19 protein-coding genes are annotated in these 24014 nt (G+C 47.8%); 12 read left to right on the forward strand and 7 right to left on the reverse strand.

What is annotated here, in order from left to right:
- Nucleotides 1-25: 25 nt before the first annotated feature.
- The 7 genes from C504_RS0107320 to C504_RS0107350 all read left to right on the forward strand — a co-directional run bounded on the left by C504_RS0107320 (nt 26) and on the right by C504_RS0107350 (nt 8972).
- On the forward strand, nt 26-1936 hold the full coding sequence (locus tag C504_RS0107320) for a DEAD/DEAH box helicase (RefSeq protein WP_018688673.1): 1911 nt from the start codon (nt 26-28) through the stop codon (nt 1934-1936).
- A gap of 58 nt (nt 1937-1994) precedes the next feature.
- Complete coding sequence (locus C504_RS0107325; protein ID WP_018688674.1) at nt 1995-3761, forward strand: SLC13 family permease; 1767 nt, start codon at nt 1995-1997, stop codon at nt 3759-3761.
- Between the two features lie 58 nt (nt 3762-3819).
- Nucleotides 3820-4944: a beta-ketoacyl-ACP synthase III gene (locus C504_RS0107330; protein WP_018688675.1), complete on the forward strand. Its 1125-nt coding sequence runs from the start codon at nt 3820-3822 to the stop codon at nt 4942-4944.
- 85 nt (nt 4945-5029) lie between these two features.
- Nucleotides 5030-6454 carry a circularly permuted type 2 ATP-grasp protein gene (locus C504_RS0107335; RefSeq protein WP_018688676.1) on the forward strand — a complete coding sequence of 475 codons (1425 nt, stop codon included), beginning with the start codon at nt 5030-5032 and terminating at the stop codon, nt 6452-6454.
- On the forward strand, nt 6454-7395 hold the full coding sequence (locus C504_RS0107340) for an alpha-E domain-containing protein (protein WP_018688677.1): 942 nt from the start codon (nt 6454-6456) through the stop codon (nt 7393-7395). Before C504_RS0107335 ends, C504_RS0107340 begins: the two co-directional genes overlap by 1 nt.
- A 2-nt stretch (nt 7396-7397) precedes the next feature.
- Nucleotides 7398-8198 (forward strand): transglutaminase family protein, encoded by an 801-nt coding sequence (locus C504_RS0107345; protein WP_018688678.1) that lies wholly within the window; start codon nt 7398-7400, stop codon nt 8196-8198.
- A 36-nt stretch (nt 8199-8234) separates the two neighbouring features.
- Nucleotides 8235-8972 (forward strand): proteasome-type protease, encoded by a 738-nt coding sequence (locus C504_RS0107350; protein ID WP_018688679.1) that lies wholly within the window; start codon nt 8235-8237, stop codon nt 8970-8972.
- Here C504_RS0107350 and proC read toward each other — a convergent pair.
- From proC to C504_RS0107365, 3 genes are read right to left on the reverse strand one after another with little or no spacing between them, the layout of a single operon-like run.
- The gene (gene proC / locus C504_RS0107355; protein WP_018688680.1) at nt 8969-9790 is read right to left on the reverse strand and encodes a pyrroline-5-carboxylate reductase; all 822 of its coding nucleotides are present in this window, start codon (nt 9788-9790) and stop codon (nt 8969-8971) included. The two genes, C504_RS0107350 and proC, sit on opposite strands and share 4 nt — an antisense overlap.
- Before the next feature lie 60 nt (nt 9791-9850).
- Nucleotides 9851-11155 (reverse strand): O-antigen ligase family protein, encoded by a 1305-nt coding sequence (locus C504_RS0107360; RefSeq protein ID WP_018688681.1) that lies wholly within the window; start codon nt 11153-11155, stop codon nt 9851-9853.
- Nucleotides 11124-12116 carry a glycosyltransferase family 2 protein gene (locus C504_RS0107365; protein WP_018688682.1) on the reverse strand — a complete coding sequence of 331 codons (993 nt, stop codon included), beginning with the start codon at nt 12114-12116 and terminating at the stop codon, nt 11124-11126. Before C504_RS0107365 ends, C504_RS0107360 begins: the two co-directional genes overlap by 32 nt.
- Nucleotides 12117-12261: 145 nt before the next feature.
- On the opposite strand from C504_RS0107365, the gene C504_RS0107370 reads away from it, so the two are divergent.
- The 3 genes from C504_RS0107370 to C504_RS17405 are packed head-to-tail and all read left to right on the forward strand — an operon-like array spanning nt 12262 to nt 15075.
- The gene (locus C504_RS0107370) at nt 12262-13428 is read left to right on the forward strand and encodes a glycosyltransferase (RefSeq protein WP_018688683.1); all 1167 of its coding nucleotides are present in this window, start codon (nt 12262-12264) and stop codon (nt 13426-13428) included.
- A gap of 4 nt (nt 13429-13432) precedes the next feature.
- A complete protein-coding gene (locus C504_RS17400; RefSeq protein WP_018688684.1) occupies nt 13433-14200 on the forward strand; it encodes a WecB/TagA/CpsF family glycosyltransferase in 768 nt (255 codons plus the stop codon).
- A complete protein-coding gene (locus C504_RS17405) occupies nt 14197-15075 on the forward strand; it encodes a DUF6492 family protein (protein WP_018688685.1) in 879 nt (292 codons plus the stop codon). Before C504_RS17400 ends, C504_RS17405 begins: the two co-directional genes overlap by 4 nt.
- Before the next feature lie 6 nt (nt 15076-15081).
- Here C504_RS17405 and C504_RS0107385 read toward each other — a convergent pair whose 3' ends face one another.
- Nucleotides 15082-16371, reverse strand: coding sequence for a lipopolysaccharide biosynthesis protein (locus tag C504_RS0107385; protein WP_018688686.1), 1290 nt, complete (start codon nt 16369-16371; stop codon nt 15082-15084).
- 175 nt (nt 16372-16546) lie between these two features.
- On the opposite strand from C504_RS0107385, the gene C504_RS0107390 reads away from it, so the two are divergent.
- Nucleotides 16547-18880, forward strand: a complete 2334-nt coding sequence (locus C504_RS0107390) for a GumC family protein (protein ID WP_018688687.1) — start codon at nt 16547-16549, stop codon at nt 18878-18880.
- Between the two features lie 110 nt (nt 18881-18990).
- Nucleotides 18991-19890, forward strand: a complete 900-nt coding sequence (gene folD / locus C504_RS0107395) for a bifunctional methylenetetrahydrofolate dehydrogenase/methenyltetrahydrofolate cyclohydrolase FolD (RefSeq protein WP_018688688.1) — start codon at nt 18991-18993, stop codon at nt 19888-19890.
- A gap of 76 nt (nt 19891-19966) precedes the next feature.
- Here the strand turns inward: folD and edd are convergent, their stop codons facing one another.
- The 3 genes from edd to zwf are packed head-to-tail and all read right to left on the reverse strand — an operon-like array spanning nt 19967 to nt 24003.
- Entirely contained in the window at nt 19967-21793 is a 1827-nt protein-coding gene (gene edd / locus C504_RS0107400; RefSeq protein WP_026317300.1) for a phosphogluconate dehydratase, read from the reverse strand.
- Nucleotides 21794-21818: 25 nt separating this feature from the next.
- A complete protein-coding gene (gene pgl, locus C504_RS0107405) occupies nt 21819-22547 on the reverse strand; it encodes a 6-phosphogluconolactonase (RefSeq protein ID WP_018688690.1) in 729 nt (242 codons plus the stop codon).
- Entirely contained in the window at nt 22537-24003 is a 1467-nt protein-coding gene (zwf, locus tag C504_RS0107410) for a glucose-6-phosphate dehydrogenase (protein ID WP_018688691.1), read from the reverse strand. The genes pgl and zwf overlap by 11 nt, the downstream gene beginning before the upstream one ends.
- Between the last annotated feature and the right edge of the window lie 11 nt (nt 24004-24014).

The raw sequence follows: 24014 nt of genomic DNA on the forward strand, positions 1-24014 counted from the left end.
CGCCACCTTTATTCGAAAGACACAAATGTCCAATTTTGAAGGCGTCTCTCCGGCGCTTGTTACCGCGTTATCAAATCGCGGTTATGAAACACTTACACAGGTTCAAACTGATATTTTGAACCCTGATTACCGCGACAAAGATTTGCTCGTTTCGGCCCAAACCGGATCAGGTAAAACTGTTGCTTTCGGCATAGCAATCGCGCCAACACTGCTCGACGGCGAAGATAAATTTTTATTTGCAGCTGAACCGTTTGCTCTTGTTGTTGCGCCAACGCGCGAACTCGCATTGCAGGTTAAGCGCGAACTAGACTGGCTCTACAAGGATGCAAATGCGGTTATCTGCTCTTGTGTCGGCGGCATGGATATGCGCGACGAACGCCGTGCTTTATCACGCGGTGCAAATATCGTTGTTGGCACGCCGGGCCGTCTGCGCGATCATATTATGCGCAAATCGCTCGATCTTTCCAAAATGCGTGCTGTCGTTCTGGATGAAGCTGACGAAATGCTTGATCTTGGCTTTAAAGAAGACCTTGAGTTTATTCTTGATGAAATGCCAACAGAACGCCGCACATTGATGTTCTCGGCGACTGTGCCAGCGATGATTGCAAAGCTTGCAAAAAGCTATCAGCGTGATGCCGTTCGTGTGGAAGCCAAAGGCGAAGAAAAACAGCACGGTGACATTGAATACCGTGCTTTGAGTGTTTCTGGCCGCGAAAAAGAAAACGCGATTATCAACGTCTTGCGTTATTATGAGGCTAAAAACGCCCTTGTTTTCTGTAACACCCGCGCCAGCGTGAACCATTTGGTTGCACGCTTTAACAATCGTGGTTTTTCTGTCGTAGCGCTTTCTGGCGAGCTTTCTCAAAACGAGCGCACACATGCGCTTCAAGCAATGCGCGATGGACGTGCACGTGTTTGTATCGCGACCGATGTCGCTGCGCGCGGTATTGATTTACCGGGCCTTGATCTTGTTGTTCACGCTGAATTGCCAAGCAATCCAGAAACGCTACTTCACCGTTCAGGCCGCACGGGCCGTGCTGGCAACAAAGGTGTTAGCGCACTGATGATTGACCCGCGCGGACGCAAAAAAGCTGAACGTATTTTGCGCTTTGCAAAAGTGGAAGCAATCTGGGCAAGCCCGCCAAGCGCTGATGAAGTGATTGCACGCGATGAAGAGCGTTTGATTGCTGATCCGATTTTGAACGATCCTATTGCTGATGAAGAGCGCGAATTCATTGATCGTCTTATGGGGCAGTTCTCACCTGAACAATTGGCTGCTGCGTTTGTGCGGACAATCAAAGCAGGTAAATCAGCGCCAGAAGATATTGAACAAGTTGCGTTTGATACGCCGCGCGAACGTGGCAACAATGATCGCGGTGAACGTTCTGAACGCGAACCACGCCCTTCACGTGATGAATTTGAAAATGTGCAATGGGTTTCACTTTCAGTTGGGCGTCGCCAAAACGCTGAACCGCGCTGGCTCATTCCATTGATTTGTAATGCTGGCGGCATCACCAAGCGCCAAATCGGCCAAATCAAAATGCAGAATGAAGAGACTTTCGTTCAGCTTGATGGTGATCATGCTGAAAAATTCTTCATGACGCTTGGACCGAACAACACATTAGAAAAAAACATCACAGTCAAAGCGCTCGATGGAACACCGACTTTCAAGCAAGAATCATTCTTGAAGCCGGAAGAACGTGAACGTGCACCAAAGCCTGCGAATAAAAAAGGTTTTGGCGCACGCAAGCCGCGCGGCGATCGCCAGCCACAGAGTTTTGACAAAGCCGGTAGCAATGATGGCGCTCCTTCGAAAAGAGGACCAAAACCAGCTGCTGATCCATCAACCAAAGAAGGTTGGGCGAAGAAAAAGCCAAAAGGCGCAAAAGTCAAAAAACCTAAATCAAACGCAGGTCGCACTAAACCTAAATTTTAGGTTTCCTGTTGACGCTGCATTGGTTAATCAAGACAACTAAACCAATGGAGCGCACATTATGACGACAGATCAGATCATTCTATTTGTGCTCTTTGGTGTCTTGTTTGGCTTTCTTATCTGGGGCCGCATTCGCTACGATCTCGTAGCCTTTGCGGCTCTGATGATCGCGGTAATTCTGGGCTATTTGCCCTACAATGAAGCCTTCATGGGGTTTGGTCATCCCGCTGTGGTGATTATCGCACTGGTGCTGATTGTTAGCAAAGGCCTGATGAACTCTGGCGCGGTCGAATTGATCGCGCGTTTTGTTGTCAAACCGGACAGACCTTTACCTGTTCACATTTCCATTATGTCGATTGCGGGCGCTGCTTTGTCTGCAGTCATCAACAATGTCGCGGCACTTGCACTGTTGATGTCGCTTGATATCGGCGCGGCGAATAAAGCCAAGCGCGCGATTTCTCTTTCGCTTATGCCATTATCATTTGCGACGATATTGGGCGGCATGATAACGCTAATCGGCACGCCGCCGAACATCGTTATCGCTCAGTACCGTGGCACGGCATTGGGCGAACCTTATCAAATGTTTGATTTTGCGCCTGTCGGCCTCACGGTATCACTGGTTGGTATTTTATATGTCGCCATTATCGGTTGGCGGTTTATTCCAGAGCGCGCCAATAGCGGCTCGCTCGAAGGCGATGCGGGTCTTTATGTTTGCGAAGCACGGATAAAGGACGAGTCCAAATCAATCGGCAAACAATTGCGCGAGCTTTATCCGGCAGCGAATGAGCACGATATTACTGTGCTTGGGCTTGTGCGTAACGGCAAGCGCCTGCCTGGCTTTTCGCGCATGGTGGAAACACGCGCCGGAGACTTTCTCGTTCTTGAGGGCGACCCTAAATCAATTGAAAAATTCATGGGTGCCGCTGATCTTGATTTTGTTGGCGCAGAGAAACATGGCGGCCTTCGTGGCTCCTCCTTGGCTATTCTTGAAGTCATCGTTCCTGACAATGCGCGCATCGCTGGACGCACCGCAATAGATTTACGCCTGCTTTACAGACGCGGTGTCACGCTGCTTGGTGTATCGCGCAACGGTGTTCGCTTTCGTGATCGTGTTCGCCGTTTGCCGATTAAGCCAGGCGATATGTTGCTGCTTCTTGGGCCAGAAGAACGCATGGACGAAGTAACGAATTGGCTTGGCGTTTTGCCACTTGCGGACCGCAGAACGGAAGTTATTCAACGCACAAAGGCAATATTTGCCATCGGTGCGTTTGCCGCTGCCATCATGCTTTCTGTGCTTGGGATAATGGACCTTTCCATAGCGCTGGGTCTATGTGTGATCTCCTATGTTGCTGCTGGCTTAATCGGCGGTTCAGACTTTTACGAACTGATTGAATGGAAGGTCATCGTTCTTTTGGCCTGCCTCATTCCATTAAGTAGCGCACTAGAAAGTACCGGCGGCACATCTCTCATTGCAGACGCAATCGTTGAACAAACCGAAGGTTTTCCTGCATGGGCTATTCTTACGGTTCTGATGGTCGTCACAATGACGCTCTCTGACTTTTTGAATAATGTGGCTACTGCGCTTATTGCTGCGCCTATTGGCGTTTCAGTTGCCAACTCAATCGGCGCAAGCCCTGACCCATTTTTGATGGGCGTTGCGGTTGCTGCCTCTTGCGCATTCCTTACACCAATCGGGCACAAAAATAATACGATCATTATGGGCCCCGGCAATTATCAGTTCGGTGATTATTGGCGTATGGGTCTTTTGTTAGAAATCATCGTCATTATTGTCTCTGTACCGGCATTAATGTTTTTTTGGCCTTTATGAGCGTAAACCTACCTTATTGGCTTCGTTGGAATAGAGAATAAAAATAAAGGGTTACGGGATGACACAAGTTGTAATTACAGGCACCGGTGTATTCACACCTGAAAATGTCATTACCAATGAAGAGCTTGTCGTCGCTTTTAATGCCTATGCGGATAAGTTCAACGAAAAGAATGCCGCGGCAATTGAGACCGGTGAAATGGCGGCTGTGCCCTACTCTTCACCAGAATTTATCAAGAAAGCATCGGGCATTGAACAAAGATATGTCCTGAATAAAACAGGCATCCTTGATCCTGATATTATGCACCCTGTTTTGCGCGCGCGCGATGAAACAGAACTATCGCAAATGGCAGAGATGGCCGTTGCGGCGGCAAAAGAAGCGCTTCAAAAAGCTGGTAAATCAGCCTCTGATATTGATGCTGTCATTTGCGCGGCATCTAACCACGAACGCGCATACCCAGCCATTGCCATAGAGGTACAAGAGGCACTTGAGATCAACGGCTTTGCTTTTGACATGAATGTCGCCTGCTCCTCTGCCACATTCGGCATTCAAGCAGCGCGCGATATGATCCGTGGTGGCTCCGCCCGCTCTATATTGATCGTCAATCCTGAAATTTGTTCTGCGCATCTGGAATGGCGTGACCGCGACTGCCATTTTATCTTTGGCGATGTTTGCACGGCAATGATTTTGGAACGTGCTGATTTGGCGACGTCAGAAGCCCAATTCGAGATTCTCGACACGAAGTGCATTACCCAGTTTTCTAATAATATTCGTAATGATTCCGGCTTTTTGAGACGGACCCGCGAAAACCATATGGACGATCGTCGCGATATGTTGTTTCGCCAAGAAGGACGTAAAGTTTTTCGCGAAGTCGTGCCAATGGTAAGCGCTCTCATTACAGATCATTTGACTGCTAATGATCTGTCGGCAGATGAGGTGTCACGCCTTTGGCTTCACCAAGCAAATAAAACGATGAACGATTTTATCGGCAATAAAGTTCTTGGCCGAACTCCAGAAACGCATGAGCAACCCAACATCCTCCAAGACTATGCAAATACATCGTCCGCCGGTTCAATTATTGCATTTTCTCAACATAGTGATGATTTAAATTCCGGCGACCTTGGCGTCATTTGTTCTTTTGGCGCTGGCTATTCAGCTGGCTCAATTATCGTAAGACGAATATAGTGTAGCATTGCTTATAATTTAATCACAAATCACACTTGCACAATTTCTCCTATGCCATACGCTCATTAGTATCGGAGATAAGCCTATGTATTTTGATGAGATGTTTGGGCACACAATTGACGACGAAGCTCAAGAGCGTGCCCCCTATTCTGATTACTCTGAGTGGTTTCACTCGCAAGACCCTGCCCGCCTTAAGAAGAAGGCGATGGAATGCGAGGGCTTTTTTCGGCGCACCGGCATTACATTTAATGTTTATGGTCAAGACGAAGCCGATGAGCGCTTAATCCCATTCGATATTGTACCGCGCATTATTGCTGCGAAAGAATGGAACAAGCTTTCACGCGGCATCGAACAAAGGGTAAAGGCAATCAATGCCTTCCTTTATGATATTTATCACCGCCAAGAGATTTTACGCGCAGGACGCATTCCGCATCACTTGATCGCGCAAAATGAAGCATTTCTGCCTCAGATGATTGGCGTTACACCGCCAGGCGGTATCTATACCCATATTGTTGGCACTGATTTAGTGAGAACTGATGACGACCAGTTTTATGTACTGGAAGACAATGCACGCACACCATCCGGCGTTTCCTACATGCTGGAAAACCGCGAAACGATGCTGCAAATGTTTCCGGAAGTTTTTACAAAGCTTCAGATACGGCCCGTCAGTGACTACCCAGCTAATTTGCGGCGCTCTTTGGCAGAATGTGCGCCCGCTGCAACAAAAAACGAACCTGTTGTTGCGGTATTAACGCCCGGCATTCACAATTCAGCTTATTTCGAGCACTCTTTCCTTGCCGATCAAATGGGTGCGGAGCTGGTCGAAGGGCACGACTTACAGGTCATTGATGGACGCATTGCGATGCGTACGACCCGTGGCTACACGCCAATTGACGTGCTGTACCGCCGTATCGATGATGATTATCTTGACCCGATGAACTTCCGTCCGGACTCACTGCTTGGCGTCCCTGGCATTATGGATATTTATAAAGCTGGCGGCATTACTATTGCCAATGCACCCGGCACTGGCATCGCCGATGATAAGGCGATCTATTCTTATATGCCTGACATTGTTGAGTTCTATACGGGCGAAAAAGCAATTCTTGAGAATGTGCCAACATGGCGGTGTTCTGAGGAAGATTCGTTGAAATATGTATTGGATAATCTTGCTGATCTTGTCGTTAAAGAAGTCCACGGCTCTGGCGGATATGGAATGTTGGTTGGGCCGACATCATCGAAAAAAGAGATTTCGGAGTTTCGTGCGAAACTAAAAGCCAAACCATCCAACTATATTGCGCAACCAACGCTTTCGCTTTCAACTGTGCCTATCCTGACCAAAAAAGGTCTGTCGCCGCGTCATGTTGATTTGCGGCCATATGTTCTGGTCTCGCCTAAAGGCGTTGATATAGTGCCTGGCGGCCTGACCCGCGTTGCACTTAAAAAAGGATCTTTAGTTGTCAATTCAAGCCAAGGTGGCGGCACTAAAGACACATGGGTTTTGGAGGAATGATGCTCGGTAAAACCGCAGGCGGTCTTTTCTGGATGTTTCGCTATCTTGAGCGCGCAGAGAACACTGCACGTCTTGTTGAAGCAGGGTTTCGGATTGCCTTAACACGATCAAAATCTGCCGAAAAAGAGTGGCAATCGATCATCAAAACCGCAGGTGCATCCGCTGCATTTGACGCAACACATGACAGCTATACTGGCCCGAATGTTATCGATTTTTTGCTACGCGATAAGCACAATCCATCCAGCGTAATATCGGTTATCGAAGCTGCTCGAAATAATGCCAAGCTTGTGCGCACTGCGCTTACACGCGAAACTTGGGAAGCAACCAATGAATGCTGGATGACGCTTTCTAAGCTTTTATCAAAGCGCGTTACTGAGCAGGAATTGCCCGAGGTGCTCACCACAATTCGTCAGCAAAGTGCTTTGGTGCGCGGCGCTACGCACGGCACGATGATGCGCAATGACATCTTCAACTTCATTCGCCTTGGTACTTTTTTTGAACGCGCGGACAGCACCGCTCGTATTTTGGACGTCAAATATTATGTGTTGCTGCCATCAGTATCACTTGTCGGTTCTTCGCTCGACAATGTGCAATGGGAAACAATTCTAAGATCGGTGTCTGCATTCCGCTCTTATAACTGGACCCATACGGGCAAGATGAGCCCGAAAAGCATTGCTGATTTTTTAGTCCTCGACAAACGTATGCCACGTTCATTGGCTTTCTGTTGCGTACAAATATTGGACAATCTTAATTATCTGCGTGAAGAATATAGCTCTGATTTACCCAGTTTTGAAATGGGTGATAAACTCAACCAATCGGTTAACAACCGGGATATCGATAGTATTTTTGATGAGGGGCTCCACGAATTTCTTCGTCGGTTCCTCAACAACAGCAACGCGCTAAGCGTGCAGCTTCAAAAAGATTACCGGTTTACGGAATAGATATGCGTTTAAAGATCAAACATGAGACGACATATACGTATGAAACGCCTGTTTCTTATGCGCTTCAACAAATCAGGCTAACGCCCAAAGATCGCGCCGGGCAACGTATCATCAATTGGGAAACAACAATTGAAGGCGGCACCAAGCAAGCTTCCTATGATGATCAGCACAATAATCACGTTAACTTGGTTTTGTTTGAGCCAGGGCGATCCAAGATTATCGTGCGCAGTGAAGGTGAGGTTGAAACAACCGACAATAATGGCGTTGTTGGCGTTCATGGCGGGTTTACACCACTTTGGTATTTTAAACGCTCTACCCCCCTCACTAAGGTAGGCTCAGGCATTCGGCATCTTGTTCGCAATATTGATAAGGATGAAGCGGACATAACCCGTCTTCATGCACTGTCAGCATTGATACGGGACAATGTGGACTATGAGAGCGGTACAACAAATTCAAAAACAACGGCTGAAGAGGCGCTTGAAACCAAAACTGGCGTTTGTCAGGATCACGCTCATATTTTCATCGCCGCAGCACGCCAGCTTGGCTATCCTGCGCGTTATGTGAGTGGCTACCTCATGATGAACGACCGTATTGAGCAAGAAGCAACGCATGCATGGGCAGAAGCACATGTTGAAGGCATTGGCTGGGTTGGATTTGATGTTTCCAACCGCATTTGTCCAGATGAGCGCTATGTTCGTGTGGCAACAGGTTTGGATTATAGCGAAGCTATGCCAATTTACGGTCTTCGGTTTGGCAGGGCCAATGCTGAGAAGATGCTTGTGTCTCTGCAAGTGCAGCAGTAGAAACAGAACCTGTACAAATAAAGCGATTCTTGAAATATGACTTATTGTGTTGGCATGTCTCTGAACAAGGGACTTGTTTTTATGTCCGATACCCGCACCAATGCAGGTATCGACAATATTTCCGTTTTTAAGAAAATGGTCACGTGGGAAACCCCTGGCGAACGTGTCATCACGCTCATGACTGCAGGTAATCTGGCAACAACCCAAGCGACCGTCAGCATTCTCGAAGAGCGCACGAAAGCACCTGAAGACCGCGAACCGTCGATCATGGAAGCACCTTCCATGTTCCAAATCGCGCGCATTGCTGGGCGTGTTTTGCGCGAGGTTATTCAAATCAATTCACGCAGCGGCGAGGAAGCCTCCTCAACCTTTAATGCAACGATGATATTGGGTGGTCAGATTAAAGGTTCCGCCCCGCGTCTCTTTCTGATTTATCCAGAAGGTAATTTCATCGAAGCTGGGGCGGATACTCCGTTCTTCCAGATAGGCGAAACCAAATATGGTAAGCCTATCCTCGTTCGTGCTTATGATCCGGACATGGCATTTGAAGACGCTATAAAACTATTGATGGTCTCATTTGACTCGACGGTGAAAGCCAACCTTTCGGTTGGCCTTCCACTTGATGCGCAAGTTTATGAGACTGACAGTTTTAAAATAGGCACTTCTCAACGTATCGAAGCTGACGATGCCTATTTTGCGAGCATATCCAACGGATGGGGTGAGGCTTTGAAAAACGCCTTCAATTCATTGCCAGACTTTGAGTTTGATAATTAACCCAGTTCCTCTGATCTTTTCTTAGAAGCTGCCACCGCATCGCGCATTAAATTTTTAAGCGCGTCGTCCTTCATCAAAACAGCAAGCGCCGCAGCGGTTGTGCCATTCGGGCTGGTTACTTGCTCGCGCAGAGTTTTTGCATCAACGCCGCTTTCTTTTGCGTAGCATGCTGCGCCGTAAACTGTTTGCTCAGCCAATAATTTGGCGGTTTCATCCGGCAAGCCTGCTGCAATTCCAGCCTCTATCATTGCTTCGATCACATGAAAAACATATGCGGGCCCTGATCCAGAAACAGCAGTAACAGCGTCCATCAAGGCTTCATCATCAATCGTCGCGAAGGCGCCATTGGCCTGCATTAACTCCTCGACGAGTGCCGTTTGCTGCTCTGTTACAAATTCGTTGGTATAGATAACCATCATACCTTTTGCGACAGCAGCAGGTGTGTTGGGCATCACGCGCACGACAGCCGTTGAAGCGCCATAAGCATTTTCAAATCTCTTCGTGCCAATACCTGCTGCAATACTTAAAACGGCAGCCCCACCATCAACATATTTTTGATAATCTGGCGCCACATCAAACATGACCTGTGGTTTGACAGCCATGATGAAGAGGACAGGTTTCAAACCCTCAGGCAGGGCATCTGCCGAGCTGTAGATGCTTACGCCGAACGTTGTCAGTTTATTGCGCAATGCTTCAGCAGGTTCAACAACGTGAATATTTTCCGGCTTCACACATTCGCATGCAACCCAACTTTCAAGCATGGCCCGCCCCATGTTGCCGCAACCTACAAGAATGATTGATTTTTGAGTATCGGTCATGCTCTGCCTTTCATTTGAAAGATGTTTGCATAACGTTACAGCGGGATATGAGCAAGCGCTCTAGCGCGCCTTCACAGGCAATCTTGCAACCAAGCGAAGCCCAAAGAGTGCAATGACCAATGTTAACCAAACTGGATCCATGCGCCGGAAATAGAAGCTCTCAAGCGCTGAATTCATACCTGTGAATGCAACAATCATAAAAAGAAAATCTGACAAAAAGACATTCTCTTTTAATTTTGGAACACGCAGATAGTCAATAATAGGCGCAAGCAATGAAAGCCAAACAAGCAATAACATCGCCGGTAAGCCCATGATCAATACGACGTCAAGGTAACCATTATGGCCATGGATAATGCCGCGCGGATCCCAATCAGCGTCGAACGGTATTTCAGCGGACATAACAACATCGGACATCCAAAACCCATCATACCCGTATCCACTCCATAAATTAGATAACACAAATGGCTTAGAAAATTCCCAAATCTCGATCCGTCCGGTAAAAGTTGTTATAGGATCAATAGACCGCAAAATAGAGTCTAAGGTGCTGGAATAGACAGTACCTATTGTCATCGCGTGTGTTGTTAAAACAGCTGTCAACACAAGAAAAGCAGATAGCCCGCGCATCCCAGCCATTGTCGGGAGCAATATAATTGCAGCAACAGCAGGCGCTACAATCAACGATGTCTTCGACCCTGTTTGTGCAATGAAGAAAAGAGCAAGTAACCCAATCGCCGCACCACTAATCCAACGGCCTCGACGTATCAAATAAACACCAGCAAACGCTATGACAGCCATTATAGGCCCAGTTATATTTTTATGAATATAGATGCCGCGCCATAACCCGCCATGTTGTGATTCTGATTCAAAGAATTGGTGAATGGCGGCGTTTGGCCATAACACAACACCTGCATATGACAATCCAAGCACAAGAAAACACGCAACTGCCAGCACTTTGCTTAATTCATCTGCAGTTCGTGGCAGCACGATAAAGCTTGCCGCCAGTAAAAATGCAATCAATGTAAATGCAACAGCGCGATGTGCATCAGCTGGAACTGGTGAGGATGTGGTCGAGAAAATAAATAGTGCGATTATGAGTATCCACGGCACACTAAGATAGGTAAAAATCGCGCGTCGGTCGATAGTGCTCAATAGTGTAAACAGTGTTGCAGCCAACAAACCAGTATAACCGAACTGATTGAGAAGCGAACTTTGGATCTCTTGCGTAGAACCACCGGCAAAAGGTCGAAAGGAAACCCAAATCAACGCAAGAACAGCGACAGCCAAAATAGGCCGTAGCTCTGAAAAGATTATGGCGGGCGATATGCCCTGCTTATCAGTTCTGTTCTGGATTGCGATATTGTTCATTGGCATACCCAAACTCGGATGCGATGCGCCCAAGTGCAATATGAACCGGATATAGAGAACTCAATACCGAACCGGATCTTACAAGTTGAAACAATGACCGTACTGGCGATACAGCCAGCAAAGCTAATGAATGAAGAATGACTTTAAGGTGGCCCCATGTGCTTTTTGCACGCCGATGGGCAATGAGCGCCGAAAGCTGGCCGTTGCGTAGAGCGCGCTTTTGTATCCAGCCCCATGTCACACGGCGTTCTGGTACAGTTTCGTGAATTTCTGCTTCTGCGCACCAAGCAAAATCAAACCCTTTGTCTTTAGCACGCCGCATCAGATCAGCGTCGCCGCCGCCAGTAAAATTAAAAGCAAGATCAAAAAATGGTTGAGGCATTGCCTTTAATGCATCTCTGCGCACCAAAAGATTGCCGGACGAATAAAGAATATCCACCATGCCCGTTGTCTCGTAATGCGGCTTGAAGACCTGATGGGACTTCCATTTTTCATTAACGACGCCTTCAAAGACAGGAAGCTGCGGCCCCCCGACAAAAGAGGCGTCTTGCTTTTCAGCAGTTGCACAAAGATTTTCCAACCATTGTGGAGCAGCAATTTCATCGTCGTCAATAACTGCAATATATTTGAGGTTTGGAAACTGGGTCAAAGCTGTGAACCAACCGGCATTATAAGCGCAGCAATTGCCACGATCATGGGCAATGATAATAAGGCCGTTATGCGTGCCATCTTCGAAAAGAGGTGAACAAGCATTAGCGCCTTCACGCGCTTCAGCTTCATTTTCCATCACGATAATAGCAACAATGTGCTGTGTTTTCTGATTGCTAACACTACGCAATGTTTCAAGCACATGTTCTGGACGTTTAAACGTTGGAATCGTCACCACGATATCAACTGCAGCGCAATCCAGATCCGGTGTCTGGGCTACCAATGATATGTTATCTGCCAATCGCTGTTTCATGATGATGCCTGTTTCCACGCCACTACTTATCGTTAACAAGTGCTACAGAAGCGTTAAAAACAACAAAGTTCATGTTTTTCCAATTAGATTAAGGCTGAGTTCAGAAAAGAGTGCTAAACGCACCATGATTAACTCGGGAAGAAATATGCATCTGGTTTTTGCATCATCACTTGTGCCCTGCGGGGCACCAGAAAGCGGTTTTGATATCGCAAATCATGCTGTTGTTGGTGCGCTGCGCCGTGCCGGCGTGAAAGTGACCCATTTTGGCTTCAAATGGCCCGGCGTTGAACTGGCCGATCCGGACAATACTGTCTGTCTTGGCGAGATTGACCCTAAGACTGACACCGCCTCAACCAAGCAAAAGCTGCTTTGGCTGGCAAAGGCGATTGCAAATGGCAGCACCTTTTCGTCTGCAAAATTAAAGGTGATGGATGATCAGGCTTTACGTGCAGCATTTGAAACGATTGAGAATGTGGACGGCGTCGTTTTAAACGGTGTTCCGCTCGCTGGTGCATTTGAGAAAACTCTCACGGCAAAACCTTTCATATTCATCGCACATAATGTTGAGCATATTTCCGCGCAAGCAAATGCAAAGGCAGCCAGCAGCATCATTGAAAAATTGATGTTTCAGCGCGAGGCAAAACATCTTGAGAAGCTTGAAAAACGGCTCGCTAAAAAAGCGCAATTCGTACTGACTTTTGCAGATGAAGACCGAGCACCCCTTGGCGTTGATGGTGATGAGCGCTCGCTCTGCCTGCCGCTGGTTACGCCAAAAGCTGAAAACTACAAGGATGGCCGCATTAAGGCATTCGATATCGGTATGATCGGCACATGGACATGGGCACCTAATCGCATTGGCCTTGAGTGGATGCTACAGGAGGTCATGCCGCATTTACCGGACGGTATAACACTTGCCATTGCTGGAAAATTACCAAAGGGCTTTCCGCAACGTGACAAGCGCGTTCAGTTTCTTGGCCGTGTTCTCAATGCAAAAGACTTCTTACGTCAATGCCGTGTTATTGCATTAACATCGCGCGAGGGAACCGGCGTTCAATTAAAAACGATTGAAACCTTCGAAATGGGCCTACCAGCGGTAGCGACACACTCATCTATTCGGGCAATTGCAAATCTGCCAAGCAATGTCCGTATGGCCGATACAGGCAAGGAGTTTGCAAAAACACTCGCCGACCATGTGCTTGATGTTAGAACTAACGTCATTGGCGATATAGATGGATCAACCTTTCGCAGCTCACAGATCGAACGCATGGACGAAATCATGCAGACGGCGCTGAACAAGATGTCTGGGAAATAATGTTATGCAAGACGATCTGCCGACGCTTGATATAACCGGAACACAGGTTGCTAATCTCAGCCAATCCGAAGCACTCGCTTTTATTCATGGTCGGATCGCTTCAAAGCTGTTCACAACTGTAAATTATTTAAATGCGCATTGCGCCAATGTTGCATGGGCCAATAACGCATATCGGCAGGTGCTTAAACAATGCACCGTTTTGCCCGATGGTGTCGGTGTCGATATTGCCGCAAAAATATTGCATGGGCAGAAATTCAAATCGAATTTGAATGGCACAGATTTTACGCCCTTGGTGCTAACTTCAGCGCCCGCACCTTTAAAAGTTGCTCTTTATGGCGCAGCGCCAACCATTGCCCAAAAAGCTGCACAAAAACTGTCGGCACTCGATGAAAGACACGATATTCAAGTTGTTGGTCACGGATTTATCAATCAAGACGAACAAGGTGACATGCTTGCTGCCCTTGCAGATTATCAACCTGATATTTTGCTTGTAGCGCTAGGTGTGCCACGCCAAGAATTTTGGATTTCAAACAACATCAAACCAGAACATTGTACTGTTGTGTTTGGTGTTGGTGCACTTTTTGATTTTCTAGCCGACAATGTAAAGCGTGCGCCAAAATGGGCACGCGATCTAAGAATTGAATGGGTTTACCGATTGCTTCAAGAGCCCAGCCGCATGTGGCGACGCTATATTCTCGGCAATCCGCTATTTATTTTTCACGTATTACATTACAAATTTTTTGCTCAACATCGCAGAAACAATAAAATATGACAAAAACCAACGCCATCATTACTGCCAGCTATGCACCTGATTTTGAACGTTGCAAAATCCTGTGTGAAAGCATGGACCGATACGCAACCGGTTATGAATGTCATTACATTCTCGTGGATGTGCCTGACCTAGCCCTTTTCAAACAATTGGAAGGGCCGAAGCGTAAAATAATCACCGATAAGCAATTGCTGCCTTGGTGGTTATACCGCGTTCCAAAACTATTATCGCCTAATGGTCGCCGCGTTTGGGTAAGCCCACTCACAGTGCCCTTACATGGCTGGCACGTTCAACAAATCAAACGGATTGCAGTCGCATTTTTACTGACCGAAGACGCTCTTTTATATTGTGATTCAGATACTGTATTTGTGAAACCTTTCAATGTTCAAGACATTTGGCATGGCGATGCCTTGCGTTTATGGCGTGAAGAAAAAGGCGCGCTTTTTGCTGAAAGCGATCACCTTCAATGGAAGGCGCATGCAGGACGCGCATTAAGTATTCCAGAGGCGGAACAGTCTGAGCATAATTATGTTTGCACATTTTTAAGTTGGAACCGCCAGACCGTCATCGACATGTGCGATCATATGGCAACCAAGCATGGCAGACCTTGGATTTCTGTGATTGGTGCTAACCGAAAATTCTCCGAATGCATGCTTTATGGTGCTTATGTCGACAGCATTTTAAAGGGCGCAGGCCATTGGGGAACGGACGTTATGCTATGCCCGATGTGTTGGTTTGACCCGGCACCAAGCGATGAAGAACTGATCAAGTTCATGAATGACTTAACGCAGGAGCAAGTTGCATTTGGTGTGCAATCCTTCATTCCTATGGACCCGCAAAAGTTTCGTGAACTAACCTCTGGCTATAAACCGAATTAATAACACTCAGACGCGAATTGCTGGTTTTTTAAGCGATGTATAGGTGAGTACGAGCGAGACAGCGTAGAGCGCTGCAAATACAGCATTTATCCAGACCATCCACTGCGAGGGCGCATTATATGTGCTGAGCAACCAGACAAGCAGCACTGCTTTTAATATACCCAGCACAAGATAATTCAGCAGGCGCTGAAAGCTTTGACCGCGCCCATAGAGCAATTCAGCTTGGTATTCTATAAGGTTGCGGAACGCAGGCACTAGCAACACAATCGCCATATAGGGTGCAATTTGAGCGACATTATCACCAAGCAAATTCGGTTTGATGAAAAGTGCTAAAGCGATACATGCAATCGCAGCGACAGAGACGAAAAAGACCCCTACTTCAAATCCAATCCGCATCCTCATTGAATTCATTAATTCAGGTTTGCGCATTAAGCGCTGCGTCAGCAAGGTCGAGAAGGTTCGAACCGGCATAGCCGTCAAATCCACCAACCGCATGATGATTGAATATAGGCCCGCAGCGACACTGCCGCCTATGGCCAGCACAACCAGCTTATCAAGTTCGCTTTGTATGTAGAAAAGAACCTCTGCTCCTGAAACAGACAAAGCATCGGGAATACGGCGTATATAAAGTTTAGGAACGAAACGTAATTTTCTACGCGGATAAAAGAGTATTATCGCAATCATGGCCATCAAGGCTTGCGAGATTATATAAATCAAAGCCCAAGAGGCCAGATCCGGCTCGCTGCTGAGCGCAAAATACAGCGCTGCAAGCGCTTTGACAGAAAAGCCGAACACAATCACAATTGAGGCGAGACCAAACTTCTCCAACCCCTTATTGACGTTGATGACGGCCTCAAGTGTGCGCCAAAACAAAACTTCTGTACCGGCGATCATCACAAAAACAACCAGAGGCATCAGGTTTGCGAAGAAAATGGTATGCACCGCCCAGCCAATGATAGCGACTAGCGGCAACGAAAGAGCAAGAGCAGCTAAATAACCAGCGGTATAAACGCCGATTAATCGCGGTTTGACTGTCGCAATGCGGTAAAGAGGCGATAGAAACCCGAACCCAGCTAAACGTGACAGAACAATACCGATGGAAGATGCGGTAGCAAAAAGGCCAAATTCCCCAATCGTCAACGTATTGGCGACAAGGTAGAAATAGAAAAGCTGAATAAAAAGGCGAATGCCATCACCGGAGAAAGCTTTTAGAAATTTGATCATAAGGGTGCGCCTGCCCTCACCGCCAATGGGCTGGACTTTGTAGTTTTGGGCTTTGATCGACGTTTCCACCATAGCCTAGTTCTAAGACGAAACGATTAAAATGCCGTTTCAAAATTCCTGACAACAGATGAATTTAATTTCAATTTCCAGCGCTGTTAATGCGAAAATTAACCTTTTGTTTGTCATAAAAATTTAGCGTGCATTTAGAAATGACCGTCTTCATTTTGATGATGGCACATGGGCATGAATGATGTTCGGCAACGGAAACGACAATAAACCTTCACTACTCATGCTCGCTAGCCGTGAGAATGAAGCTGTGCATCAAGATGCGAGTCGGTCCAATGTTCATGAACTCCATGCCGAAGCAGATTCTGTTAGCAAACACCGTCGTGCCCGTTCTGCGCGCCGTACAGCAAAACCAAACGGATTTTTAGCTGCATTGGGCATGCAGAAAAATGAAAGCATCCAAGAAGATGCTGCACCTCATCTTTCTGCGAGACCGGAATTTAACGATGCGCGCTCCGAGAGACATTTTGAGCAAGCAGCTTACCCTTCAGCGCCATCTCAAGAATATGATATGTCATATGACGCACCGCGCGATGAAGCATTTAAACCTTTGATTGATCCTGCAATTATGATCAGTGCGATTTGGCGCTGGCGCTGGCCTATCGTCGGGTTAACCTTGCTTGGCGGCGCATTAGGTGCTGCTTATGCAATTAGCACGCCCAAAATATATAGCGCTTACACTCAGCTTATCGTTGATCCACGCCAAGTAAAATTGGTTGAACGTGATTTGACACCAGAGTTCTTGGGTAATGATGCTGCCCTGTCTATCGTTGACAGCCAACTTGAATCTGTGATTTCCACACCCGTTCTCAAGCGTGTGATTGCAAAGCTTAATCTTGATCAAGATCCTGAATTTTCTGGAGAAAGCGATACTGGCCTTGCTTTATTTGATGGCATTTCATTTGTTCGCTCCTTATTCAGTGGTGAAAACCCGATAGAGGCTTCCGAGCGAGAAACTCTTAATTCTTTGCGTGAATCAGTTTACGCGAGCAGAACACCAAATACATTTGTTTTTACAATTGGTGCCCACTCCCACTCTCCCAATAAAGCGGCAGAGATTGCTAATGCACTCTCAGAAGCATTCATCGAAAGTCAGAATGAAAAAAAATCTGACTCTGCTAAACAAGCAAGTAGTGCTCTAGACGGTCAATTGGCGGAATTGCAGGAAGCTGTTGAAAGCGCTGAACGGCGCGCTGAAGAATTTGCCCAAAGTAATAATTTACGCCGTGTCGAAGGGCTTACGCTAAGCGACACCAATCTTGTTGCTACTTCCAACCAGCTGACTGAGGCTCGTGCAGCAACCATTCGTGCGCAATCGCTTGCAGATGCAGCGCGGGAAGTCACCTTAAGCGACGCCATCAATGGCGGGTTACCGGCAGAACTTGCAACGACAGCGCTTACGACTTTTCGTTCGCAATATGCTTCTTTGGCGCAAAATGCTGCGTCACTGGAAGCAGCTCTTGGTCCACGTCATCCACGGTTGGAACAGGCTATCGTGACACGTGATGCCGCTAAGAAAGAAATATCTGCCGAGCTGAACCGCATTGTTTCAGGAACACAGGCTAATTTACGTCGTGCAGTTCAAAATGAGCAAGAAATTGCCGCATCATTGGCGCGTGCCAAATCAGAGGCAGGCCAAGATGGCGATGCATTGATTAAGTTGCGCGAATTAGAAACAGAAATTTCGGCAGCACGCACAGTTTATCAAAATGCATTACTGCGCGCACGCGAAACAAACCAGCTCAGTGAATTGAGCAGTGTGAATGTCGATATCTTGGCAGAAGCAGATATTCCATCTTCACCATCTTCGACATCACGCAAAGTGGTCATGATGGGCGGGCTGATGGGCGGGCTCATGCTCGGCTTGGGGCTTGCCTTTATCGCTGGGCTTCGTGACTGCTTAATGCCAAAAAATGCCCCTAACAAACCATCGCAGTCGCCCAATGGCGGTCGATCAAGACGTCCTGAAAAAAGACAAAACCACAATCAAATGGGCACCGCATCTGCCCCTTTCGCACACAATCCATCACCTACAGCTTCAGCGGAAAGCGAGCAAAAAATGTACCCCGGAGCGCCTTATTATCCTTATGCAGCTGCGCAACAGCCAGAAGCCCATTCTATGCACCCGCAGCAACCAATGCCAAACTATGTTCCGATGCAGCCGCATGGTTATCCTGCATATGGTCAGCCACCTCAGGTACAAGTTCACCCGATGCCGCAGCCGCCTATGCCTACTGGCTATGCGAACCATTATCCTCCACAGCAGCAAATGCCGCAATATCAACCGCACCCGCATATGGGTGGATATCCGTCGCCACAGCCAATGATGCAATCAGTGCCACAATATCCACCAATGCAACAGTGGCAACAACCAGCCCCCCCGCAGCAGGCTTATCCAACACATCAGATGCAAGAAGATGCTGAAATGGAAGAACTGCGCCAATCGGTTCAAGACATCCGCGATGTTGTTGACCAGCTGGCACAAAGACGGGGCACCAAACGCCGTTTCGGCTAGCACTCTCGTTCTACTTGTGCAAAAAGCGCCATAAGAAGGCGTGACCATGATGTCTAAGCATTTTTGTTTACGTCAAGGTCGCGCCAAATCTATTTATGGGATGCACAATCATGGCTGATATTATTGATGGTAAAGCAATTGCTGCCGACGTAACGGCGAAAGTAAAGATCGTTGCAGATACACTTTTAGAAAAAACTGGCATCCAAACTGGTCTTGCCGTTGTGATTGTCGGCGAAGACCCTGCATCACAAGTTTACGTTGCCAATAAAGGCCGTACTGCCAAGGCCTGTGGTTTTCATTCTGTTGAACACAAATTACCGGAAGATACTTCTGAACAGGCGCTTGTCGATATTGTTGAAAGCCTGAACAATGATCCCGCGATCCACGGTATCCTTGTCCAATTGCCTTTGCCACAGCACATTGATGCTGGCCGTATTATCCAAACCATTGCACCTGAAAAAGACGTAGACGGATTTCATTTTATCAATGTCGGGAAACTGGGTACAGGCGAGATAGATACTGCGTTTGTGCCATGCACACCAGCAGGCTCCATGTTGCTAATCGAACGGGTGCTGGGCAAGGATTTATCTGGCAAAACGGCTGTCGTTGTCGGCCGCTCTAATATTGTTGGCAAACCGATGTTCAACTTATTACTTGCCGCCAATGCCACCGTTACCATAGCCCATTCCAGAACCCGTGATTTAGAGGCTCTTTGCAAAACAGCCGATATTTTAATCGCAGCTGTTGGTCGCCCTCAGATGATTAAAGGCGACTGGGTGAAACCGGGAGCAGTGCTCATCGATGTTGGTATCAACCGGATTGATGCGCCTGAAAAAGGCGAAGGTAAAACACGGCTCGTCGGAGATGCAGACTTTGACAGCTGCCAAGCAGTTGCCAGTGCTATCACACCTGTACCAGGCGGCGTTGGGCCGATGACGATTGCGATGCTAATGGCAAATGCTGTGACCTCAGCCTATCGCAGCGCTGGCGAAGAAGCGCCAAGTTTCTAACGCTTCTTACATAAACTGGCTTTTAAAGCCGCATCAATTTTGATGCGGCTTTTCTTTATTCAAAGGCGCGTTCTAATCAACCAAAGACGCTTGCGCCTTCATCCGCGTGCCCAGCGACACGGCGGAATGTTTCAAACAGTTCCCGCCCCATACCATGCGTATTGCCTGATAAATCTGCAATTGCTTGCGGGCGTGCGGCCAAGGTCGCATCATCGACGAGAACTTCTAGCGTTCCGGCATTGGCATCAAGGCGCACGATATCGCCTTCCTGCACTTTGCCGATTGCACCGCCATCAAGCGCCTCTGGCGTTACATGAATAGCTGCCGGAATTTTACCGGACGCACCAGACATGCGCCCATCGGTAACAAGTGCAACTTTCAAGCCGCGCTGTTGAAGTATGCCCAGTGTCGGTGTCAATTTGTGTAGCTCGGGCATGCCATTGGCTTTTGGGCCATTAAACCGGATCACGGCGATAAAGTCTTCGGTTAATTGACCAGCCTGAAAGGCTGCCTGCATTTCGTTTTGATCGTGAAAAATGCGTGCAGGCGCTTCAACAATGCGGTGTTCTTCTTTAACGGCTGACGTCTTAATAACGGCGCGTCCAAGATTGCCAGACAGCATTTTCAAGCCCCCTGTTTTCTGAAACGCCTTATCAAACGGTGCCAAGACTTTTTCGTTGCCGGATATTTTCGGTGATTTATGACGTTCGACCCCGCCTTTTCCATCAAGCTTGGCTTCAACCATATAATCATCCATGCCGTGGCCATAGACTGTGCGAACATCGCGGTGCAGCATGCCATTATCGGCTAATTCGCGGATGAGGAATCCGAGCCCGCCCGCAGCTTCAAAATGGTTCACATCAGCCAATCCATTTGGATAGACGCGTGCAAGCAGCGGCGTAACATCGGAAAGATCAGAAATGTCAGCCCACGTGATTTTAATACCAGCGGCCGCTGCCATCGCAACCAAGTGCATCGTGTGGTTGGTCGACCCGCCCGTTGCATGAAGGCCGATAATGCCGTTCACGATAGAGCGTTCATCAATCATCTCGCCTGCTGGTGTAAATTCATTACCAAGCGCTGTGATTGCCAGTGCACGTTTTGCGGCTTCTTTTGTTAGCGCATCGCGCAATTCTGTGCCCGGATTGATAAAGCTTGCGCCTGGCATATGCAGGCCCATAATCTCCATAAGCATCTGGTTTGAATTGGCCGTACCATAGAACGTACAGGTGCCCGGTCCGTGATATGATTTACTTTCGGATTCAAGCAGTTCTTTGCGTCCGATTTTACCTTCTGCATAGAGTTGGCGGATTTCTGCTTTTTCGTCATTTGACTGGCCTGTCGTCATCGGACCAGCAGGTATGAAAATCGCAGGAAGATGGCCAAAAGTCAGCGCAGCAATCGTCAATCCGGGAACGATTTTATCACACACACCCAGATAAACGGCCGCATCAAACATGTCATGTGACAGACCAACGGCCGTCGCCATCGCAATCACATCGCGTGAAAACAACGATAACTCCATACCCGCTTGGCCTTGTGTCACACCATCACACATAGCAGGCACCCCGCCAGCAACCTGCGCAACACCGCCAGCCTCACGCGCAGCTTGTTTTATAAGCGCGGGAAAAGTTTCAAATGGTTGGTGCGCTGAAAGCATGTCATTATAGGCGGTAATGATGCCAATATTGGCAACCACATCGCCTTTAAGATTTTCTTTGTCGCCGACACCGCAAGCAGCAAAACCATGCGCTAAATTTCCGCATGAAAGCGTTGAACGTTTAGGCCCCTTAGTTGCCCGTTCACGCACACGGCCCAGATAGGTTTCACGGACAGGTTTTGAGCGTTCAATAATCCGGTTTGTCACTGCCGCAACAGTTTCATTCACATCAAATTTTGTCATGTTTTGCCCCATTTCGAGGTTGTAATTATGGTGCCCAGAACACTTTCATAGGCTCAGGTGTATTTTTAACGACGCATGCGATTGGCATTGTTAGATCATCATCAAGACCCAGAGCAGTTTTCAGCACATCAGCCTTTTCTTGACCTTCAATGTGCAGCGCTACAAAGCGTGATGCTTGTATAACGGGCATCGTCAGCGTTAGGCGTGGCTCGCCTGCACCTTCGGCAAGCATTGATATAACTTGTCTACCGCTCTGCATGTCGAGCGCTTCTTCCAAATGATCTCCATTTGGAAAAAAGGATGCCGTGTGGCCATCAGTGCCCATGCCGAGGATCGTCACATCAATATGTTTTAACGAGGGCGCAAGTTGTTTTTCGCTTTTTTGAGCACACTCAGCAGCATCTCGACCATCTGTAACATAGGGTAGAAATTGTGCTGCAGCTGCTTTGTCTTGCAGCAAATAATCAGCGATTAGTTTAGCGTTGGCGCGATCATTATCTGGCGATACAATACGCTCATCAACCAGCATGATCGTCACATTCGCCCAATCAATATCGCAAGCTGAAAGCGTTTTGAAAAACAATTTTGGCGTTGATCCGCCCGACACAACAAGCGTAGCGGTACCGCGCTCTGCGATGCCACCAGCGAGAATACCGGCAACAGACAAGGCCAAAGCTTCAGCCAGCGCACCGCGTGTCTCATATGATTGAAGATCAATATGCGGATCAGTTGGTTTTAGTGCGTCAGCTTTCATGCCAAGTGCGCCCATCACGCTCGATTAAGGCTATAGATGCCGAAGGGCCCCATGTGCCAGATGTGTATTTTTGTGCAGGTTGTTCGGTATCTTCCCAAGACTTCAAGATTGGATCGACCCACTTCCACGCTGCCTCAACTTCGTCGCGGCGCATGAACAATGTCTGGTTGCCGCGGATAACATCCATAATCAAGCGTTCATAAGCATCAGGGTTCCGCACATCAAAGCTTTCAGCAAAGCTCATATCAAGTGGGACGTGGCGCAAACGCATGCCACCCGGCCCCGGATCCTTGATCATGATCCACTGCTTCACGCCTTCATCTGGCTGGAGACGAATAACGAGGTTGTTTGACTGCATACGAGAGCCAGCTTCACCAAAAATGGAATGCGGCACTTCTTTAAATGCGATTACAATTTCAGAAACCCGTGTCGACAAACGTTTGCCCGTGCGCAAATAGAACGGCACCCCAGCCCAGCGCCAATTGCCGATCTCGGCCTTTATCGCAACAAAGGTTTCGGTATTGCTAGCAGAGCCAAGCTCTTCCACATAACCATCCACTGGACCGCCGCTGGAAGCACCCGCGCCATATTGACCGCGCACGGTGAGTTTAGCTGCATTGCTTTCCTCAATCGGCGTAAGGCTGCGCAAAACTTTGAGCTTTTCATCACGTACCGCATTTGCATCCATAGAAGCTGGTGGCTCCATAGCCACAAGACATAAGAGCTGAAGCAAATGGTTTTGCACCATATCGCGCAAGGCACCCGCACGGTCATAGTAATCAACGCGGCCTTCAAGACCTACCGATTCAGCAACCGTAATTTGCACATGATCAATATGAGCAGAGTTCCAAAGCGGCTCATAAAGCGCATTTGCAAAACGCAGCGCCATAAGGTTTTGAACTGTTTCTTTACCCAAATAATGGTCAATTCGGAAAATCTGGTATTCTTTGAATACCTGCCCGAGAGTGTCGTTTAATTCCTCGGCTGATTTTAAATCGCGGCCAATTGGCTTTTCGACAATGATACGCGTTTCATCCGTAATCAGCTTATTGTCACGCAAGCGGGAAGCAATATCTCCAAACAATCCCGGACCAACAGCCAGATAATAAGCCCGCTTTTTAGTGTCTGCATCACCGATCGTATCGCGCAGCACATCCCAGCCACGATCAGACTTCGCATCAACCGAAACATAGTCTAGCTTACTCATGAACAGTTTTACCTGCTCATCATCCAATTCCTCTTTAACGTGCTCTTTAAGAGCCGCCAAAGCAAAGTCTTGATACTCAGCTTTTGTCATCTCTGAACGAGACGCACCGATAATTCTTGTTGGCTCAGTCATCTGACCGTCTTTTTGGCGATGATAAAGCGCTGGCAACAATTTACGTTCAGCAAGATCGCCAGTACCGCCAAAAACGATACAGTCGAATGGGTCAACGGGAATAATCTGACTCGACATTACTTTGCCTC

Source organism: Ahrensia kielensis DSM 5890 (genome assembly GCF_000374465.1).
In the GTDB taxonomy this organism is placed as follows: domain Bacteria; phylum Pseudomonadota; class Alphaproteobacteria; order Rhizobiales; family Rhizobiaceae; genus Ahrensia; species Ahrensia kielensis.

Coding starts and splice junctions, on each gene's coding strand:
- C504_RS0107335 (WP_018688676.1), top strand. CDS start 5,030: ATGTATTTTGATGAGATGTTTGGGCACACAATTGACGACGAAGCTCAA.
- C504_RS0107330 (WP_018688675.1), top strand. CDS start 3,820: ATGACACAAGTTGTAATTACAGGCACCGGTGTATTCACACCTGAAAAT.
- C504_RS0107345 (WP_018688678.1), top strand. CDS start 7,398: ATGCGTTTAAAGATCAAACATGAGACGACATATACGTATGAAACGCCT.
- edd (WP_026317300.1), bottom strand. CDS start 21,793: ATGACAAAATTTGATGTGAATGAAACTGTTGCGGCAGTGACAAACCGG.
- C504_RS17400 (WP_018688684.1), top strand. CDS start 13,433: ATGCAAGACGATCTGCCGACGCTTGATATAACCGGAACACAGGTTGCT.
- proC (WP_018688680.1), bottom strand. CDS start 9,790: ATGACCGATACTCAAAAATCAATCATTCTTGTAGGTTGCGGCAACATG.
- C504_RS0107320 (WP_018688673.1), top strand. CDS start 26: ATGTCCAATTTTGAAGGCGTCTCTCCGGCGCTTGTTACCGCGTTATCA.
- zwf (WP_018688691.1), bottom strand. CDS start 24,003: ATGTCGAGTCAGATTATTCCCGTTGACCCATTCGACTGTATCGTTTTT.
- C504_RS0107385 (WP_018688686.1), bottom strand. CDS start 16,371: ATGGTGGAAACGTCGATCAAAGCCCAAAACTACAAAGTCCAGCCCATT.
- C504_RS0107365 (WP_018688682.1), bottom strand. CDS start 12,116: ATGAAACAGCGATTGGCAGATAACATATCATTGGTAGCCCAGACACCG.
- C504_RS0107390 (WP_018688687.1), top strand. CDS start 16,547: ATGATGTTCGGCAACGGAAACGACAATAAACCTTCACTACTCATGCTC.
- pgl (WP_018688690.1), bottom strand. CDS start 22,547: ATGAAAGCTGACGCACTAAAACCAACTGATCCGCATATTGATCTTCAA.
- C504_RS0107360 (WP_018688681.1), bottom strand. CDS start 11,155: ATGAACAATATCGCAATCCAGAACAGAACTGATAAGCAGGGCATATCG.
- folD (WP_018688688.1), top strand. CDS start 18,991: ATGGCTGATATTATTGATGGTAAAGCAATTGCTGCCGACGTAACGGCG.
- C504_RS0107350 (WP_018688679.1), top strand. CDS start 8,235: ATGACTTATTGTGTTGGCATGTCTCTGAACAAGGGACTTGTTTTTATG.
- C504_RS0107340 (WP_018688677.1), top strand. CDS start 6,454: ATGCTCGGTAAAACCGCAGGCGGTCTTTTCTGGATGTTTCGCTATCTT.
- C504_RS0107325 (WP_018688674.1), top strand. CDS start 1,995: ATGACGACAGATCAGATCATTCTATTTGTGCTCTTTGGTGTCTTGTTT.
- C504_RS17405 (WP_018688685.1), top strand. CDS start 14,197: ATGACAAAAACCAACGCCATCATTACTGCCAGCTATGCACCTGATTTT.
- C504_RS0107370 (WP_018688683.1), top strand. CDS start 12,262: ATGCATCTGGTTTTTGCATCATCACTTGTGCCCTGCGGGGCACCAGAA.